Raw genomic sequence first — 15,807 nt, 5'->3', positions numbered from 1 at the left:
TTCATATGATATGAACATTTTATTGGTAAAGCATCCTAGAAAACAATTTAGCTATGTTTTGCTTACGCAGAACATGGCTAAATTACGCTGTCCCTTTAGCGCGTTCATTAGGAAATGGCATATTTAGTATAGAAGCAATATACTGTTTTCCATGCATTCGAGCTAATGATTCTAATATTTGGCGAACACGTTTTGTAAGATGACCTTGTTTTTTGATGGCTTCACAATATGCGTCATAGAAGGCATATTTAGCCCAAAGGAAATCATCTTGTTGGAATAAGAAATGATTTTTGTACCATTCACCAATTGTATGATAACAATTGTTTTCATGTATTGCTGTGCTTTGAGAAAGAAAACGATCAGATAAAGATACATTTAAATGAGAAATTGTGTTTTCTGTTTCAACTTGTAGTGTTTTTTCTAACATTGTAATGATGTGACGAGTAGCCATATGTTAACTCTCCTTTGTGTAAATGGGTAATACCATTCTATATTTAAAAAATTCTTACTATATAATACTATACAATATATGGAATGCATCTACCTGCTTTTTGAACTGCATTTACAAAATCTTTTTTATTTGTTTACAAAAATAAAGTAAAGTAAGATACAGTATAGATGAAAAAATAATAAAGGAATGAACGCATTGTATATAACAGTAGAAGAGACTGCGGAGTATTTGAATTTACCAAAATCGTATATTGAAGAGTTAATTCAGCAAAAGAAAATTCGTGCGCTATTCGATGGAGAGCAATATTTAGTAAATAAAGAACAATTTAATACACATTTAGAACAAATGGAGAAATATAAGCAATTAGTGGAAGAAATATTGAACGAACCAATTCCAGAAGATATGGATGTTAAAGACGAAGATTAAACTATGGAAAATCCCTTATGAAGATATGCAGAAATGTATATTCATAAGGGATTTTTTGTTTGAAGATATCAAAAACATAAGGAGTTCTTAGCCTTTCTTCAAATTTTGATAGGTAGTAGTCTACCATGTTAAAAGCATATTTTTTTCTAGCTAGGACAAACATAGAGAACGTAACCTGTACAGATACATATACTATCAGTGCAAAAGCTTATAAATTAATGGAAGGGGTTTTCTCGTGAGTTTATTTCATTGTGATTTTCTGAAAGACTTAATTGGATCTTTTGTGAGAGTAAACAGGGGTGGTCCAGAATCTCAAAAAGGGACAATAGTCGCTGTATGTTCGGATTACTTTGTATTAAAGAATGAAAAAGGAGAGCTCTATTACTATCAGATTCGTCATCTGAAAAGTATTACAAAAAATGCGAAAGATTGTAAAGCAGATGATTGCAGATGGTTGGAATGTGAATGTGAAGATGACTTTGAAAAGTTACTTCAAAGCTTCAAATATTGCTGGGTGAAAATTAATCGTGGTGGCCCAGAGAAAGTTGAAGGTATTTTACAAGATGTTTCTTGTGAATTTGTGACACTAATTGTAAAAGAAGAAGTTATATTAGTTGCAGTATCTCATATTAAGAGTGTAACAGTACCTTGTAGAGAGAGCGAAGAAAGCGAAAGTGAAAGCGAAAGTGAAAGTAATAATTCAGGTCGAGCTCGCGCACAAAGACAGTCAAGAAGAGGAAGATAATAAGAAAGGAGGATATAAATTTGGAAAGTATATTATGCTGTGAACAAATTAAAGGCTTAGTCGGTGAGACTGTAAAAGTAAATCTTCGTGGACCAGAGAGTCGAGTGGGGGTACTTGTATCGTTAGGAAGAGATTACCTTACATTACAACTTCCTCTTGGTGAATTAGTATATTACCAATTGAAACATGTGAAAAGTCTAGTTAAGAAAGTGAAAGAAAGTAAATGTGGCGATGGCTATGTTTCATGTTTCTGCTCTGATGATGATACTTTTGTCGATGTATTACGTGACTTGAAGTATAAGTGGGTAAAGATTAATCGTGGCGGCCCAGAGTGTGTAGAAGGCTTATTAAGTGAAGTGCATGAAGAATGTATTACGCTAGTAAACGGTGATGAAGTTATTTATATCATTAATTATCATATTAAGAGTGTGAGTCAAGTAGTGAAATGTAAAAAGAATGAAGATGAATAATGTTTAATAAATAAGAGGGGCATTATGAGGGAAAGAGAAGAACAATTTCTTATTTCGATAGTATGAAAAGGAATTACTTACTATTAAGACAGAACATTGCCCTGATTATTTTTTTGAAATGGAAGATAGTAAAGCTGAAATTCATAGGAAGGAGGATATAGATGAATGAGTTAAACAAAAGTATTGGGGAAAATATATATGTTAAATTAATCGGTGAAAAAAGGTTTAAAGGTATATTAATAGACGTAGGAAATGACATTATTGTTCTTTACAATGGACAAGACTATGTATATATATCTTTATATCATGTACAATACTATAAATTTTTAAGAGCACATGACGAAGACATACTAAAACCAGATGTTGATTCTGTAATTAAGAGGGAATCCCCTTCAATTTCTTTGAGAAAAGTATTAAGTACTTCTAAAGGGATTTTTACAGAAGTTTATGTAGCAGGAAATGCTCCAATACATGGTTATGTTACAAGTGTGATGAACGACTATATTGTTTTTTATAGTCCGGTTTATAAAACGGTATATATATCTTTAAAGCATTTAAAATGGTTAATTCCGTATAAAGAAAACCAAGTACCGTATGCCCTCAATAAAAATGAACTCCCCGTAAATCCGTTAAATATTACATTAGCTAGAACATTTGAAGAACAGCTTATTAAAATGACTGGGAGAATTATGGTGTTTGATTTAGGTGAGGAGTCCAATAAAATTGGAAAAATGGCGAAAATTGATGAAGGTCATATTGAGATATCAAAAGCACGTGATGCAAAAATGTATGTGAATATTCAACATGTAAAATCCGTCCATTGTCCGTAGATTAGTTGGAAGGGCTGACTTTTTCTTTTATATGCAGAAGAAAAGGTCGAGCCTATTTGTTTTAGTTTAATTTGAAGATGAGGGGAAAAATGAATTGAATATAAACATAGTATAGTGTGATTTTTTAAAAGGTAACTTTGCACTAACTTATAAAAATTGTGTACGAGCTATCTTTTTATGTATTCAATTTATTTTTTGAGGAGGAGCTGCTCAACTAATTTATTAAAGGGGTTTTGTTTGTGGAGCAGTTTCCGAATTCGTTATCAATTACATTGCTTGGTAGTGCTGGTGGAGCAGCAAAAGCAGTTTTAGCAATTTTAAATCAAGCGATAGCAAATGAAAAAGATCCAATTTATGAAGTATTAAAGAATGCTAAATTTCATTTGGTGGATATAAAACAAAAAGATAGGAATTATTACGATGAGTTGTTTTCGAATTTGAAAGATCAATTATATTTATATGAGATAAACCTTCAAAATGTAGTGGAATTTAAACAACATTTAAAAGAAAAAAGTACGAGTGTTGTGATTGATGTTTCAGGGGCAGATACAGTTAGAGTATTAAGCTGCTGTAATGAATTAGGAATTTGTTATATTAATTCAGCCTTGGAAAATGAAGCAGTAGATCAGGACGACAGCTTAATCGGCTTTCAGCTTACGGAAAGATATACAAGGTTTGAGAAGGAGAAAGAGAAATTTACAAATACAAAAGCGATTATAGGTTCAGGTATGAATCCAGGTGTTGTTCAATGGATGGTTGTTGAGCTTATGAAGGAACGACCAAATGAAAGGCCAAGAGCATGTTATATTGTAGAACATGACACGTCGTTTTTGCATGATACAGCACTTATAAAGCCACATACACTTTATGCTTCATGGGCAGTAGAGCGATTTTTAGATGAAGCAATCTGGAGTTATCCGATGTATATGAGTCATCATCGGCCTCTTTACTTTTATGAAGATGTATATGCTTCAGAGTATAAAGTGAAGTTAGGAGAAAAAGAATTCTATGGTTGTTTAATGCCACATGAGGAAGTATTAATTTTAGGGAAAAACTTCAATATGGAAGTTGGTTTTCTTTACCGAATTAATGAGTATACAACAAATATAATTAGACAGAACTTAGATCAAGTAGAAGATTTATGGAACTGGAATCGTAAAGTGTTTAATCCAGCGGAAGAAGAGGTTGCTGGAGAGGACTTGGTCGGTGTGTTACTCGTTTATGAAAATAGTGAGACATATATGTATAATGTAATGAATAGTAGCCAAGTTTTTCGTAAATATAAAACGAATGCAACGTATTTTCAGGTAGGGTGCGGAATTTATGCGGGCTTGTCTAGTTTACTTTTAGATCAATTTGAACAAGGTGCTTATTACGTCGAGGAGTTGTTATTAAATACAGAAAGTAAGTACGGTGAGTATTTAAATTTATATATGAAGGATTTTGTAATAGGGCATAATAATTTTACTGATGGATTGTTACATGATAGGGTAAGGTGGATATAAGTTGTTACTAAAAGGAAGGAGAGATCTCCTTCCTTTTAGTATTATAAGGTTAAATATTGCCCTGAAAGCAATTTCATACTTATACTTTAAGGAGATAACAATGAAAGTTTTTTGTATCGATCAAGGGGAGTTTTTATATGAACAAATACAAGAGCTTGATTTATGAAGAAAGAAGAGCCTTAAAGGTATTTATATTATTATTTTATATTATATTCTTTTTATATGACGCTATATATTATTTTGTATATCCTGCTATGAATATTAGTGGAACAGCGGTAGGGTGGCCAGAAGGTAGTCTTGGGATAGGTGTGCCTATATTTGTAATAGCATTATTTCCTATTTCTATATATCTTCAAAAAAGAGGGTATGTATATTCTGTAAAATATTTATTTTTATTTGGATACATGTTTATCAATCTTGTTAATAATTTAATGATTTATTTGCGAACGGATAGACCTTTTGAACATGGTAGTATGGTAGAAATGTTGTTAATTTTATTTGCCCCAGTTTTCGTGAATAGAAAATACTTTTATTTAGTTTCCTTTAGTGTAATTGGAAAGTACGTATTTTTCACATTGCTATTACAAGATTTAAAAGTGATAATTCCACTTGTTTTATGTGTATTTTATTTCATTATTTCACATTCTTTATTAAAACGATTTCAATCTTATGTAAGAACAGTGGTTGAAATGATGAACAATATGAAAGAGACGGAAAATTTAGCTGTGATTGGGACTATGTCTACAACAATTGCCCATGAAATTCGAAATCCACTAACAGCGTTAAAAGGGTTTACGCAAATGCAAAAAGAAAGAAATCCAACTGATACGATGAGCTACGACATTATGCTACAAGAAATTGAAAGGGTTAATGGATTTGTTAGTGAATTGATGTTGTTAGGGAAACCAAAGCCAACAAATTATGAAAGGTGTAATATACGAGACACCCTTCTATATGTTGTGCATCTAATGGAAAGTTATGCAACGCAATATAGAGTTAAATGTAATTTACAAGTAGATGGAAATTTACCGGCTATAAACGGTGATGATAAGCAATTAAAACAAGTGCTATTAAATATCATTAAAAATGGAATAGAATCAATGCCAGAGGGTGGAGAAATTCATATCTGTGCATATCAAAAAACGCAAGGACATTTGTGTATTTCTGTTGAAGACCAAGGATGTGGTATAGAGAATGAGAAGTTAGAAAAAATCGGTAAGGCGTTTTACACAACAAAGGAGAATGGTACAGGACTTGGATTAATGATTACATATAAAATTATTAAGGAACATCAAGGGAGTATCACGATCCAAAGTAGTCTAGGAGTAGGAACGAAAGTAGAAATTTTTCTGCCGACCGTTTAATGTATTTGAGAAAAGATTTTTCAGAAAAGTGTTCTTGTTGTGTAAATATAAACATTTTATAAAATGTTTCAAGAAGGGTTTTTTTTATAAAATACTTCGTTTATAATGGAGGAAAATATCGACATGAGATTGATTGCTCATGTAACGGTTCAGTAGTGTTATGAAAAGATAAGAAGGGGTGCACGCGCATCCTTTTTTCTATGCAGATATTATGAAAGAGGTGGTATGATGGAATTAACATTAAATTCGACTGTATGTTTACACACGATTCAATTTCGAAAAGAGCAAAAGAATTATACTGTAAAAGACACAATTACAGGAGAAAAATATGAAATGCCGCCACTTTGGATTGATGCATTGGCAATGATGCGTGACGGTTTTTTATTGGGGGAAATTGAGGAGAAATTAAAAGAAGAGTATCCATCCGAAGAAGTGAATATGTTAGCATTCACGAAGCAACTGTTAGAACTAGAACTTGTTGAAATGGTAGATGGGGAAGAAATAGCTTGTACAAAGAAGAAAGAGAAGGATTATTTAGCTTGGTTACGTCCTCATGTTGAGCAATTCTTTCTTAATTTAAATAAAAAAAATAGAAGCAAAGGTCAATGATGATCTTTGCTTTTTTGTATAGTTTGTTTAAAAAATTACAGCAAATGCTCTTGCAAAAGCACCGTCGCTATCTTTAATTTTTAAAGGTGCTGCTGAGAAGAAGAAACGTTTCGTGTGAATGGCATCTAAGTTTGTTAAGTTTTCGATTAAATAAATATTATTCCCAAGTAGTATGTGATGAATTGGTGATGTTTCTGTCGTTACCTCATCAGGAGAAATAAAATCTAAACCGACAGATTTTACTTTTAATTGTACTAGTTCCTCGGCTAATTCTTCAGAAAGATAAAAAGCTTCTTTCTCATACGCCTCCGTGTTCCATTTAGTAGATAGATTGGAATGGAAAATAACAATATCTCCTTCTTTTATATCAGCATCGTGCAGTACTTCTTTAGGTAGTTTTCGTTCTTGTACATGAGTTACATCAATAAGAACAGCTTCACCTACAAATTGATCCAGCGGTAATTGATCGATGGTCGTTGCGCCTGAAATAAAATGCGCAGGAGCATCACAATGCGTGCCAACATGAACGACAGAATGAAAATCTGTAACTTGATAGCCTGATTCTTCAACACTTGTAACAGCTTCTAGTTGTATTTTAGGTGTTCCAGGAAATTGAGACATATTATTTTCAAATGTTTGTGATAAATCAATTACTTTCATTTTACATACCTCCAATATATGTTTTTCAAATAATAAAAAGCTCATCCTTCAGTATCAAGAAAGATGAGCTTTACATGCTAGTTGAGTTTTATCTTCCAAAATGCAATGCATTTTGCAGGAATTAGCACCTATTCAGTTCGTATAAACTGAGGTTGCTGGGCTTCAAAGGGCCAGTCCCTCTGCCTCTCTTGATAAAGAAGTATTCACTTTCAAAATCTTAATTTTCTGATAGTTAAATTGTAATTCATTTCCTTTTTGTGTGCAATACAAAATAGGTATTCACCCAAATAAAGCCGCTCGCATATTGTAGCTTATGTAAATAGAATGCTGCGAAGGAGTGAGTGCAGTGACAGGAAATGTATTGAATTATTATGCTGGTGGTAATACAGCTAGGGGATTTCACAATTTATACGAAGAGAATTTAAAAGGATTAGACAGATTATTTATCTTAAAGGGTGGTCCAGGAACGGGAAAATCTTCTTTAATAAAGGCAATAGGTCGTGAATGGGTTGGAAAAGGATATGATATTGAATTTTTACATTGTTCTTCTGACAATAAATCGGTTGATGGTGTAATTATCCCACAATTAAAAGTAGGAATTGTTGATGGGACATCACCGCATGTTATTGAGCCAAAAATGCCAGGAGTTGTTGAAGAGTATATAAATTTAGGAATTGCTTGGGACTCAGATAAACTAAGAAAGCAGAAGTTAGAAATTGAAAGATTTGTTTCAGAAGCAAGCAAAGCTTTTCAGTCTGCTTACGCACGTTTTAAAGAGGCATTGGTTATACATGATGAGTGGGAGAAGATATATATTGATAATATAGATTTTAATAAAGCAAATGAACTAACCGATCAGCTAATCCAGAAATTATTTGCAGATAAAAGCGGGAGACAATCGCTTGTCAAACATCGTTTTTTAGGAGCTGCAACACCGAAAGGAGCAGTTGACTTTGTTCCTAATTTAACAGAAGGGTTACCACATCGTTATTTTATAAAAGGCCGCCCAGGCTCTGGAAAATCAACGATGCTCAAAAAGTTAGCTGAGGCAGCTGAAGAAAAAGGATTTGAAGTTGAAGTATATCATTGCGGATTTGACCCGAATAGTCTTGATATGGTTATCGTAAGAGAATTAGGCTTTGCAATTTTTGATAGCACCGCACCGCATGAATATTTTCCAAGTCGCGAAGGTGATGAAATTATTGATATGTATGCCCTTATTGTTACGCCAGGGACGGATGAGAAATATGCGAAGGAAATTCGTGATGTTTCCATTCAGTATAAAGCAAAAATGAATGAGGCAATGTCTTTCTTAGCGAAAGCAAAATCGGTTCGTGATAAATTAGAACGAATTTATATTGCTGCTATGGATTTTTCAATAGTAGATGCATATAAAGAGGAGATTCAAAAAGAGTTTGAACGAATTGCTGCTACTGTAATCGAAAAGCAACAATAGAAGTTTTATTAGGCTGTCAGTAATTTCTGACAGTTTTTTTAGTATGTAGTAAAATTAATAGTGTATTGTCGAATTTCCAAGGAAATAATCAAAAAATGGAGATGTTATGAAATGAGAGAGAAAATCGAGTTGGAGTTAGAAAGAATTGAAAAAGAGAATGATGTAAAAATTTTATTTGCGGTGGAATCAGGGAGTCGTGCTTGGGGATTTCCATCGAAAGATAGCGATTATGATGTTAGGTTTGTTTATATACATCCGGTAGAATGGTATTTATCAATTCATGACAAACGTGATGTAATTGAATATCCAATTAGTGATGATTTAGATATAAGTGGTTGGGATATTAAAAAGGCGTTGCAACTATTCGCGAAGTCGAACCCAGCTTTACTTGAGTGGATTCGATCACCAATTTTTTATTCGAAAAACTCTAATTTTCCAGAACTACTTCAACAGATGAGTGAGAAGAATTTTGATCCAAAAGCAACGATATATCATTATTTACATATGGCGTCGAAAAATTATCGTGAATTTTTGCAAGGTGAGAATGTAAAGCTGAAAAAGTACTTTTATGTATTACGTCCTATTTTAGCTTGTAAGTGGCTAGAAGAGAAAGCAACTTTACCACCTGTAGAATTTGATCGATTGATTACAGAATTACCATTAGAACGTAGTGTGTTAGATGAGATTGAAAAGTTGTTAATAAAGAAAAAAGCAGGTACTGAATTAGATGTTGGATTGAAAATTAAGGTGCTAAATCAATTTTTAGAAGAACAAATTCATTACTATGGGCAATATGTAAAAGGAATTGAAAAGGGATCAGGGATCGATATTGAAATTTTAAATACACTATTTCGAGACATGCTGTTTGGAGCATATGAAAAAGAGCACAAGTAAGTTTGTGCTCTTTTTATTTTGTAGGAATGAAGAAAACAGATATAGCTGCGATAAGACCTGCAAAGGAGAATAAGTAAAAATTCCATGCTAAGTCATATTGCATTGTCATAATAATACCGATGAGAATAGGGCCAGCAATTGCACCAACTCGGCCAAGTCCCAGTCCCCAGCCTAAGGAGGTAGCTCGGATATGTGATGGGAAGTATTGTGTTACATATGCATTTAATATTTGAGTAATACCGACCGATCCAATACCAGCAAGGCCAATTAAAAGATAAATGATTGTAACAGATGGCTTAATTGTTAATAGTCCGATACATATGGCTGCCATAAGATAAGAGATGCTAATAACAATTTTTGCGCCTATACGATCAGCAATTGCTCCAGCGAATAACGCACCAACAGCTGCGGTAATATTTAGCATAAGTAGAAAAGACAGACTAGATCCAAGAGGATATCCCGCCTGGCGCATCATCTGTGGTAACCAAGTATTTAAACCGTATATTAAAAACATTCCCATTATATAAGTGATCCAAAAAAGTAGTGTTGCTTTTATGTATTCTTTTGAGAATAAAGTAAAAAATCCATTTTTCTTTTGTATAGTAGATGGAGCTTGATGAGTTTTATTTTTTACATGAAATTCAATTTGAAAACGATTAAGAATTTGGTTCACTTCTTCTTGGCGATTACGTGATAATAAAAATTGAATGGACTCAGGTAAATAGCGAATAATGAAAGGAATGAGGAGTAGTGGAATCATTCCGATACCAAACATAATTCTCCATCCGAAATCTTCTAACATAAACATAGACAAAATAGCACCTAATACGATACCTAAAGGATAGCCAGTAAACATAAGAGCATAAATAAAAGATTGCCTTTTTTTTGGTGAATATTCAACAGTAAGTGCTGAAGCCGTTGGGATAACACCGCCTAATCCGATTCCTCCTATAAATCGAGATAATCCAAATAACTCAGGAGAAGAAGCGATAGCCGCTAAACCCATTGTGATAGAAAAAAGTGCTAAACAGCATATAAGCGTCCATTTACGCCCAATTAGATCTGTAATCGTTCCAACTAGAATAGCCCCAATAAACATCCCAAATAAAGCATAGCTTGCAATTGTACCAGCGTGCGCTGGTGATAGCGCCCAGCTTTTGTCTTCTAGGAGCTTTGGTAGAACGGCACCGTAAATACCTAAATCATATCCATCAGCTAAAATGGCTAGCCAACAAATAAAAACAACAAGTTTTGTAATAGAGCTTGAAAAGATAGTTTCTGTAGATTCTAGATGAGGTGGAGCTGAAGGTTGCATAATATTCACCCCTTTTAATTTGTAGATGAATATATTATTTTATTTAATGTTAATATTTTCCTTCCTGTGTCGAAATTTATCTGAACAGGTTTTATAACAAATAAAGAAGTTCAACCGTAATTCTGTTGAACTTCTTTATTTGTTTACTCATTATCAACGCGTTTTAACGGTTGATCTGCTGGGCCTTCAAGAACGTCTCCCTCAATTGAAAAACGAGAACCATGGCAAGGACAATCCCAAGTACAATCACCATTATTCCATTCAACTTCACAGCCGAGATGTGTACAAGTTGTATCGACGATATGTAATTTTCCTTCTTTGTCCTTATAAGCACCTGCTCGTTTACCGTTAACATGTACGACAGATCCTTCACCAACTTCGAGATCTTCTGGCTTACGTAATGCGGTTTCAATCTTTCCTTCAATTAAATGTTTCGCAACATCAATGTTCTGGGAGAGGAACGTTTTTATATCTGGATTTGCATGGAAGCGTGATGGTGCATACAGTTCTTTATAGGGACTGTGGACTTTTAGGATGGAGTCCTTCAGTAGGTGAGCGGCAGCAGTTCCAGTTGTCATGCCCCATTTGCGATATCCAGTTGCAACAAAGATATTTGGATTTCTTTCGTTAATATGTCCGATATAAGGAAGCTTATCTAGAGTGATTAAATCTTGTGCTGACCATCTATAAGGAACCTCGTCTATTCCAAAAGTTGCTTCAGCAAAAGAATAAAGTGCTTCATAATGAAGCATCGTATTTATTCCTTGTCCTGTTTTATGACTCTCTCCGCCAATCAAAATTAATTTTTCTCCATTGTTTGTTATATAGCGTAAGGAGCGCTTTGGATCATCAATACTTAAATACATGCCACCTGGATAATCCATTTTTGCTTTTATTGCAAGAGCGTAGGAGCGTTCTGCGTACATTCGCGTAAAGAAAAAGCTATTTGCATCATAAAAAGGAAAATGTGAACAAGAGACGACATATTCACAAGTGATATGATGGCCCTCTTTTGTAATTATTTGTGGATGATCTCCCTTTTCCACATCCATAGCTGTTGTTTGTTCGTAGAGCTTCCCGCCCATCTCCACAAACTTTTCTAAAAGTGTTTTTAAATAAAGAAGGGGATGGAATTGTGCTTGATTTTTCATTATAAGCGCAGATTGTACTGGAATAGGAATCGATAGAGATTGAACATAGTCACAAGGTATATTTAATTTTTGATAAGCTTCATATTCTTTCGATAAATTTCTTAATCCGTTATCGGTAGTTGTATATAAATATGAATCTTCATTTGAGAAATTACAGTCGATTTTATATGTTTGAACAGTTTCATTTATGAATTGTAGAGCCTGATTATTTGATTCATAGTAAAGCCCGGCCTTTTCTACACCGAAATGGTTTATTAATTCATCATAAATAAGATCATGTTGTGCTGTTACTTTCGCTGTTGTATGCCCAGTCGTTCCGTTTAAAATACGACCAGAATCAATTAAAACAACATCGATGCCTTCTTTTGCAAGTAAATAGGCAGTAGTAATACCTGTAATACCAGCACCGATAATAGCAACTTTTGTCTTTATATTTTCGGATAAACGAGGGAAAGTAGGAAACTGAGTAGATTCAATCCAATAAGATAGCGGCAGTTGTGGAAATGTATCACTTGTCATTGCGGAAACCTCCTGATTTTAGAACAATTTTCCTTTTAATATTTCCATAATATATGAAATTCATGTGTGTTGTTTTAGAAGTAGTCTATTTTTATTAAAAGAGGTTATAAATTATTTTAATATAATTAATTAGATGGGGCATTATGAAGTGGTAGGATTTATATAAAACTAAATTCAAGTGATTCTGTTTGTTGATTATATAGGGAGTTATTGAATGAGATAGAGTCTATGGCGTTTAAGAAAATGTCTATATATAGTGGGTAAATCCTTATGGAATCTATACATTTTCTTTAGTGAAATAAAGTATGATTATAAAAATATAACCACCTTTTATTACTAGGTCATAAAAGGTGTTGACAATATAGAAATTCTATTGTTATGATTCATCATGTGGAAAGGTTGATAGAGAGTAAAAAGAGAAATGTTTTTCATTGATAATAAAAGCGAAAAATAAGTGACGATAGAGTGAGTATATTTTCCTTATAATAGATGCTTTTTGGATCATCTAGTAAAATCAATCTGGAAGCAAGAATTGATATATGTAAGTTGCGCAAGGCGCGGCATAAGAAAGGAGCAAAAGGATGAAGGAGCTTCATACGTTTGGGTGGTATGCAGCACGTGTATCACCACATTTGCCGAAAAAAGCATTTAAACCAGTGCCTACTCGTTTATTTGGTGGACTGGCTTATTTGCTTGTGGCATTGGCGGGGTTAATATCGATTGGTGTATTTGAATTGAATGTGTGGGCGAATCTAGGAATTGCGATTGTTCTTGGATTATGTTTTGCTTCACTTGGATTTTTAGGGCATGAAATTTTACATGGAACTGTTGTAAGAAAGGCATGGCTTCGTGACTTCTTAGGCGCGATTGCATTTATGCCATTATCAACAGGGCCAAAGCTTTGGAGAAAGTGGCATAATGCAACGCATCATGTTCATACACAGCATGAAGAGAATGATCCGGATGCATGGCCGACACTTGAGAAACTTAAGAAGAGTAAGTTTTTGAGTTGGGTATATCGTATGCCTTTACATGTACGTTCATTCTTTAGTTTTCTGTCACTAACAATTCAATTTACATTGCATTCGACTCGAATGTTCTTTCATTTTATAAAAGAGTTCAAGTCATCCAATCAAAAATCTGTATGGCTTCAACTTCTTTTGCCTTGGACAGTTTGGATTAGTTTATTGTTTATTATGGGACCTGGAAAATGGTTATTTGCATATGTCATTCCGTTGTTAATTGCTAACTTTATTGTAATGGCATATATCGCAACAAATCACCGCTTAAATCCAATTGTTCCAGTAAATGATCCGTTAGCAAACTGTTTGTCAGTAACAGTGCCGCGCTGGGTAGACGTTTTACATTTCAATTTCTCATATCATACAGAACATCATCTGTTTCCTGCTATGAGTTCTAAATACTATCCGTTAGTAAAAGAGAAGATTAAAGAAATGTGGCCGGAACGCTATCATGAGATGCCGATGACAAAAGCTTTGGCAGCGCTATGGAATACACCACGTGTGTATTATCAAGGAAGTGAATTAGTGGATCCGCATAGAGAGCATTTCTATGGTTCTTTAGGAAATGGACTAGATCCTCATAATATTTCATATCGTGAGGAACATATAGAGGAAGAAAAGAGTATTAAAAAAGTAAATCAGTAAAAATTAATATATTTTTGCAATGAAAAAGCAAGCCATCTCAGGCTTGCTTTTTCTTATAAAGAAACTTCCTTTTTGTTCTTTTTATGGAATTGGACGGAGTTAGTTTCTTTTCGTTGTAGTCGTTTTTCTAAGAGATTAACAAAATAAGTAAATAGAAGAACAAGTACGAGATAGTATACACCAACGATTATGTAAGTATCTAATTGTTGGAAGTTACCTGCTGCAATTGATAAACCTGATCCCCATAACTCGGACAGTCCTACGTAAGCGACAAGTGAAGAGTCTTTTAATCCGATAATAAATTGGTTTCCTAGAGGAGGAAGAGACAGACGAAATGCTTGTGGTAATATAATCCGGCGCATAGCTAAAGGGTAAGGCATACCTAAGGAGCGAGCGGCTTCCAATTGTCCCCGGTCGACGGATTGAATGGATCCTCGGAAAATTTCCGTAATATATGCACCGTTATGAATTGCTAAAGCGATTGCTCCTGCCCAAAAAGGGGAGAAAACAATGACAGATGTAATGCCAAAATAGAGAATTGCGATTTGAACGATTAAAGGTGTACCACGAATAATAGCAATATAGATATGAGCAATGCTATTTAAAACTTTGTTATTCGAGATCCGAAAGAAAGCAAATAATAATCCAATTAATGAACCGAGTACTAGGGAGGTTAATGTTAATTGTAATGTGACAATAGTAGCTTTTAAGAGTGTGGGATAGGTAGAGATAAAAATTTCAAACATGCGTTTCACCTCATATTGTATAGATTTTAGTAGAGAATGAAATGCCCCACATAAAATGAACATTTAATCAGTGGGGCACTGTTTATGAATCTTTTGAATGGCTAACTTACTTCGTTTTTTCCTCTTCACCGAGAATATTACGCCCGAACCATTTTTTACTGATCTTTTCATACGTACCATCTTTAATGATTTCATCTAACGCTTTATTTACTTTCTCAACCATTTCTTTATCATCTTTGCGAATAGCAATTCCCATTTCATCAAGATTTAATGGTTTTCCGGCTTCTTTTATATTTGATTTTCCTTCTTTTATCATACGTAGACCAACCATTTGATCCGTAATTACTGCGTCAACACGCCCAGGCTCTAAATCCATAAGAGCAGTAATATCGCTGTCATATTCAGTGATTTGATCTGTATATTTTGCAACCAGATTTTTAAAGGTACTAGCTTTTACAACACCAATTTTCTTACCTTTTAAATCTTCTGGAGAAGAGATAGCGTTATTCTTTTTAGCTACAAAAATTTGGGCGCCAGAGCGATAGTACGGATTTGAGAAACTAACAGCTTTTAAGCGCTCCTCTGTAATTGCCATACTACCCAGTATTACATCATATTTCTTCGCTTGAAGACCTTGAATCAGCGTTTCCCATGGGTTTGTAACTGGCGTAGCCTTCATGTTCATCTTTTTAGCAAGAGCTTCACCGATTTCTACATCAAAACCGACAAGTTTGCCGTCATTTTCTTTATAGTTAAAAGGTTTGTATAATCCACTCATCGCATAGCGAAATTCTTTTTCACCATTTGTTGAAGTAGTAGAGCTTTCTTTGCTACAAGCTCCTAGTATGAAAGATGTACATAGTGTAATGCTAGCAACAATGGTTAATAGTTTTCTTTTCATAAAACCCCTCCTATATATTGATCATACGGATGGTTTTTTAGTATGTTATTGAAATATTTTATTTGGATGATTAGTTGTGCACCGTATGAATGTATTCT

The 15,807-nt window shown here is 33.9% G+C and carries 16 protein-coding genes and 1 riboswitch; of the genes, 10 read left to right on the top strand and 6 right to left on the bottom strand.

Annotated elements, in window-relative coordinates:
* Positions 1-82: 82 nt before the first annotated feature.
* Entirely contained in the window at positions 83-451 is a 369-nt protein-coding gene (locus AB6801_RS22260; RefSeq protein ID WP_000235475.1) for a hypothetical protein, read from the bottom strand.
* Positions 452-637: 186 nt separating this feature from the next.
* Here AB6801_RS22260 and AB6801_RS22255 point away from each other — a divergent pair, with 186 nt between their 5' ends.
* The 7 genes from AB6801_RS22255 to AB6801_RS22225 all read left to right on the top strand — a co-directional run bounded on the left by AB6801_RS22255 (position 638) and on the right by AB6801_RS22225 (position 6,400).
* A complete protein-coding gene (locus AB6801_RS22255; RefSeq protein ID WP_001998970.1) occupies positions 638-877 on the top strand; it encodes a helix-turn-helix domain-containing protein in 240 nt (79 codons plus the stop codon).
* Between the two features lie 235 nt (positions 878-1,112).
* Positions 1,113-1,622, top strand: coding sequence for a hypothetical protein (locus tag AB6801_RS22250; RefSeq protein ID WP_000051534.1), 510 nt, complete (start codon positions 1,113-1,115; stop codon positions 1,620-1,622).
* Between the two features lie 20 nt (positions 1,623-1,642).
* Positions 1,643-2,092 (top strand): hypothetical protein, encoded by a 450-nt coding sequence (locus AB6801_RS22245; RefSeq protein WP_000443836.1) that lies wholly within the window; start codon positions 1,643-1,645, stop codon positions 2,090-2,092.
* Between the two features lie 161 nt (positions 2,093-2,253).
* A complete protein-coding gene (locus AB6801_RS22240) occupies positions 2,254-2,922 on the top strand; it encodes an LSm family protein (protein ID WP_370941159.1) in 669 nt (222 codons plus the stop codon).
* 239 nt (positions 2,923-3,161) lie between these two features.
* Positions 3,162-4,427, top strand: a complete 1,266-nt coding sequence (locus tag AB6801_RS22235; RefSeq protein ID WP_000434717.1) for a hypothetical protein — start codon at positions 3,162-3,164, stop codon at positions 4,425-4,427.
* 137 nt (positions 4,428-4,564) lie between these two features.
* Positions 4,565-5,791 (top strand): ATP-binding protein, encoded by a 1,227-nt coding sequence (locus AB6801_RS22230; RefSeq protein ID WP_001046105.1) that lies wholly within the window; start codon positions 4,565-4,567, stop codon positions 5,789-5,791.
* 228 nt (positions 5,792-6,019) lie between these two features.
* Entirely contained in the window at positions 6,020-6,400 is a 381-nt protein-coding gene (locus AB6801_RS22225) for a hypothetical protein (protein ID WP_000424119.1), read from the top strand.
* 27 nt (positions 6,401-6,427) lie between these two features.
* Here AB6801_RS22225 and AB6801_RS22220 read toward each other — a convergent pair whose 3' ends face one another.
* Positions 6,428-7,060 carry a cyclase family protein gene (locus AB6801_RS22220; protein WP_000862983.1) on the bottom strand — a complete coding sequence of 211 codons (633 nt, stop codon included), beginning with the start codon at positions 7,058-7,060 and terminating at the stop codon, positions 6,428-6,430.
* Between the two features lie 85 nt (positions 7,061-7,145).
* Positions 7,146-7,258: riboswitch (SAM riboswitch) on the bottom strand.
* Between the two features lie 148 nt (positions 7,259-7,406).
* Between AB6801_RS22220 and AB6801_RS22215 the strand changes: the two genes are divergently transcribed.
* Entirely contained in the window at positions 7,407-8,516 is a 1,110-nt protein-coding gene (locus tag AB6801_RS22215) for a PRK06851 family protein (protein ID WP_000147484.1), read from the top strand.
* A gap of 111 nt (positions 8,517-8,627) precedes the next feature.
* Positions 8,628-9,410, top strand: a complete 783-nt coding sequence (locus AB6801_RS22210) for a nucleotidyltransferase domain-containing protein (protein WP_001208233.1) — start codon at positions 8,628-8,630, stop codon at positions 9,408-9,410.
* 13 nt (positions 9,411-9,423) lie between these two features.
* Here AB6801_RS22210 and AB6801_RS22205 read toward each other — a convergent pair whose 3' ends face one another.
* Entirely contained in the window at positions 9,424-10,725 is a 1,302-nt protein-coding gene (locus tag AB6801_RS22205) for an MFS transporter (protein ID WP_048567388.1), read from the bottom strand.
* Positions 10,726-10,868: 143 nt separating this feature from the next.
* Positions 10,869-12,395, bottom strand: coding sequence for an FAD-dependent oxidoreductase (locus AB6801_RS22200; RefSeq protein ID WP_000199976.1), 1,527 nt, complete (start codon positions 12,393-12,395; stop codon positions 10,869-10,871).
* Between the two features lie 581 nt (positions 12,396-12,976).
* Between AB6801_RS22200 and desB the strand changes: the two genes are divergently transcribed.
* Positions 12,977-14,062: a Delta(10) desaturase DesB gene (gene desB / locus AB6801_RS22195; protein WP_000661226.1), complete on the top strand. Its 1,086-nt coding sequence runs from the start codon at positions 12,977-12,979 to the stop codon at positions 14,060-14,062.
* Between the two features lie 53 nt (positions 14,063-14,115).
* Here desB and AB6801_RS22190 read toward each other — a convergent pair whose 3' ends face one another.
* Positions 14,116-14,871, bottom strand: a complete 756-nt coding sequence (locus AB6801_RS22190; RefSeq protein WP_002004337.1) for an amino acid ABC transporter permease — start codon at positions 14,869-14,871, stop codon at positions 14,116-14,118.
* Between the two features lie 43 nt (positions 14,872-14,914).
* Complete coding sequence (locus tag AB6801_RS22185; RefSeq protein ID WP_000823768.1) at positions 14,915-15,709, bottom strand: ABC transporter substrate-binding protein; 795 nt, start codon at positions 15,707-15,709, stop codon at positions 14,915-14,917.
* Between the last annotated feature and the right edge of the window lie 98 nt (positions 15,710-15,807).

It is taken from the genome of Bacillus sp. RCC_6_1, assembly GCF_041360755.1.
Classification (GTDB): Bacteria; Bacillota; Bacilli; order Bacillales; family Bacillaceae_G; genus Bacillus_A; species Bacillus_A cereus.
Note: the sequence above shows the minus strand (reverse complement) of the source record. Positions and strands in the feature narration are given on the sequence as shown.

Excerpts from the sequence above, each read along its gene's own strand:
- AB6801_RS22210 (WP_001208233.1), top strand. The coding sequence starts at position 8,628 with ATGAGAGAGAAAATCGAGTTGGAGTTAGAAAGAATTGAAAAAGAGAAT.
- AB6801_RS22255 (WP_001998970.1), top strand. The coding sequence starts at position 638 with ATGAACGCATTGTATATAACAGTAGAAGAGACTGCGGAGTATTTGAAT.
- AB6801_RS22185 (WP_000823768.1), bottom strand. The coding sequence starts at position 15,709 with ATGAAAAGAAAACTATTAACCATTGTTGCTAGCATTACACTATGTACA.
- desB (WP_000661226.1), top strand. The coding sequence starts at position 12,977 with ATGAAGGAGCTTCATACGTTTGGGTGGTATGCAGCACGTGTATCACCA.
- AB6801_RS22240 (WP_370941159.1), top strand. The coding sequence starts at position 2,254 with ATGAATGAGTTAAACAAAAGTATTGGGGAAAATATATATGTTAAATTA.
- AB6801_RS22190 (WP_002004337.1), bottom strand. The coding sequence starts at position 14,871 with ATGTTCATTTTATGTGGGGCATTTCATTCTCTACTAAAATCTATACAA.
- AB6801_RS22200 (WP_000199976.1), bottom strand. The coding sequence starts at position 12,395 with ATGACAAGTGATACATTTCCACAACTGCCGCTATCTTATTGGATTGAA.
- AB6801_RS22260 (WP_000235475.1), bottom strand. The coding sequence starts at position 451 with ATGGCTACTCGTCACATCATTACAATGTTAGAAAAAACACTACAAGTT.
- AB6801_RS22230 (WP_001046105.1), top strand. The coding sequence starts at position 4,565 with ATGAACAAATACAAGAGCTTGATTTATGAAGAAAGAAGAGCCTTAAAG.
- AB6801_RS22205 (WP_048567388.1), bottom strand. The coding sequence starts at position 10,725 with ATGCAACCTTCAGCTCCACCTCATCTAGAATCTACAGAAACTATCTTT.
- AB6801_RS22220 (WP_000862983.1), bottom strand. The coding sequence starts at position 7,060 with ATGAAAGTAATTGATTTATCACAAACATTTGAAAATAATATGTCTCAA.
- AB6801_RS22225 (WP_000424119.1), top strand. The coding sequence starts at position 6,020 with ATGGAATTAACATTAAATTCGACTGTATGTTTACACACGATTCAATTT.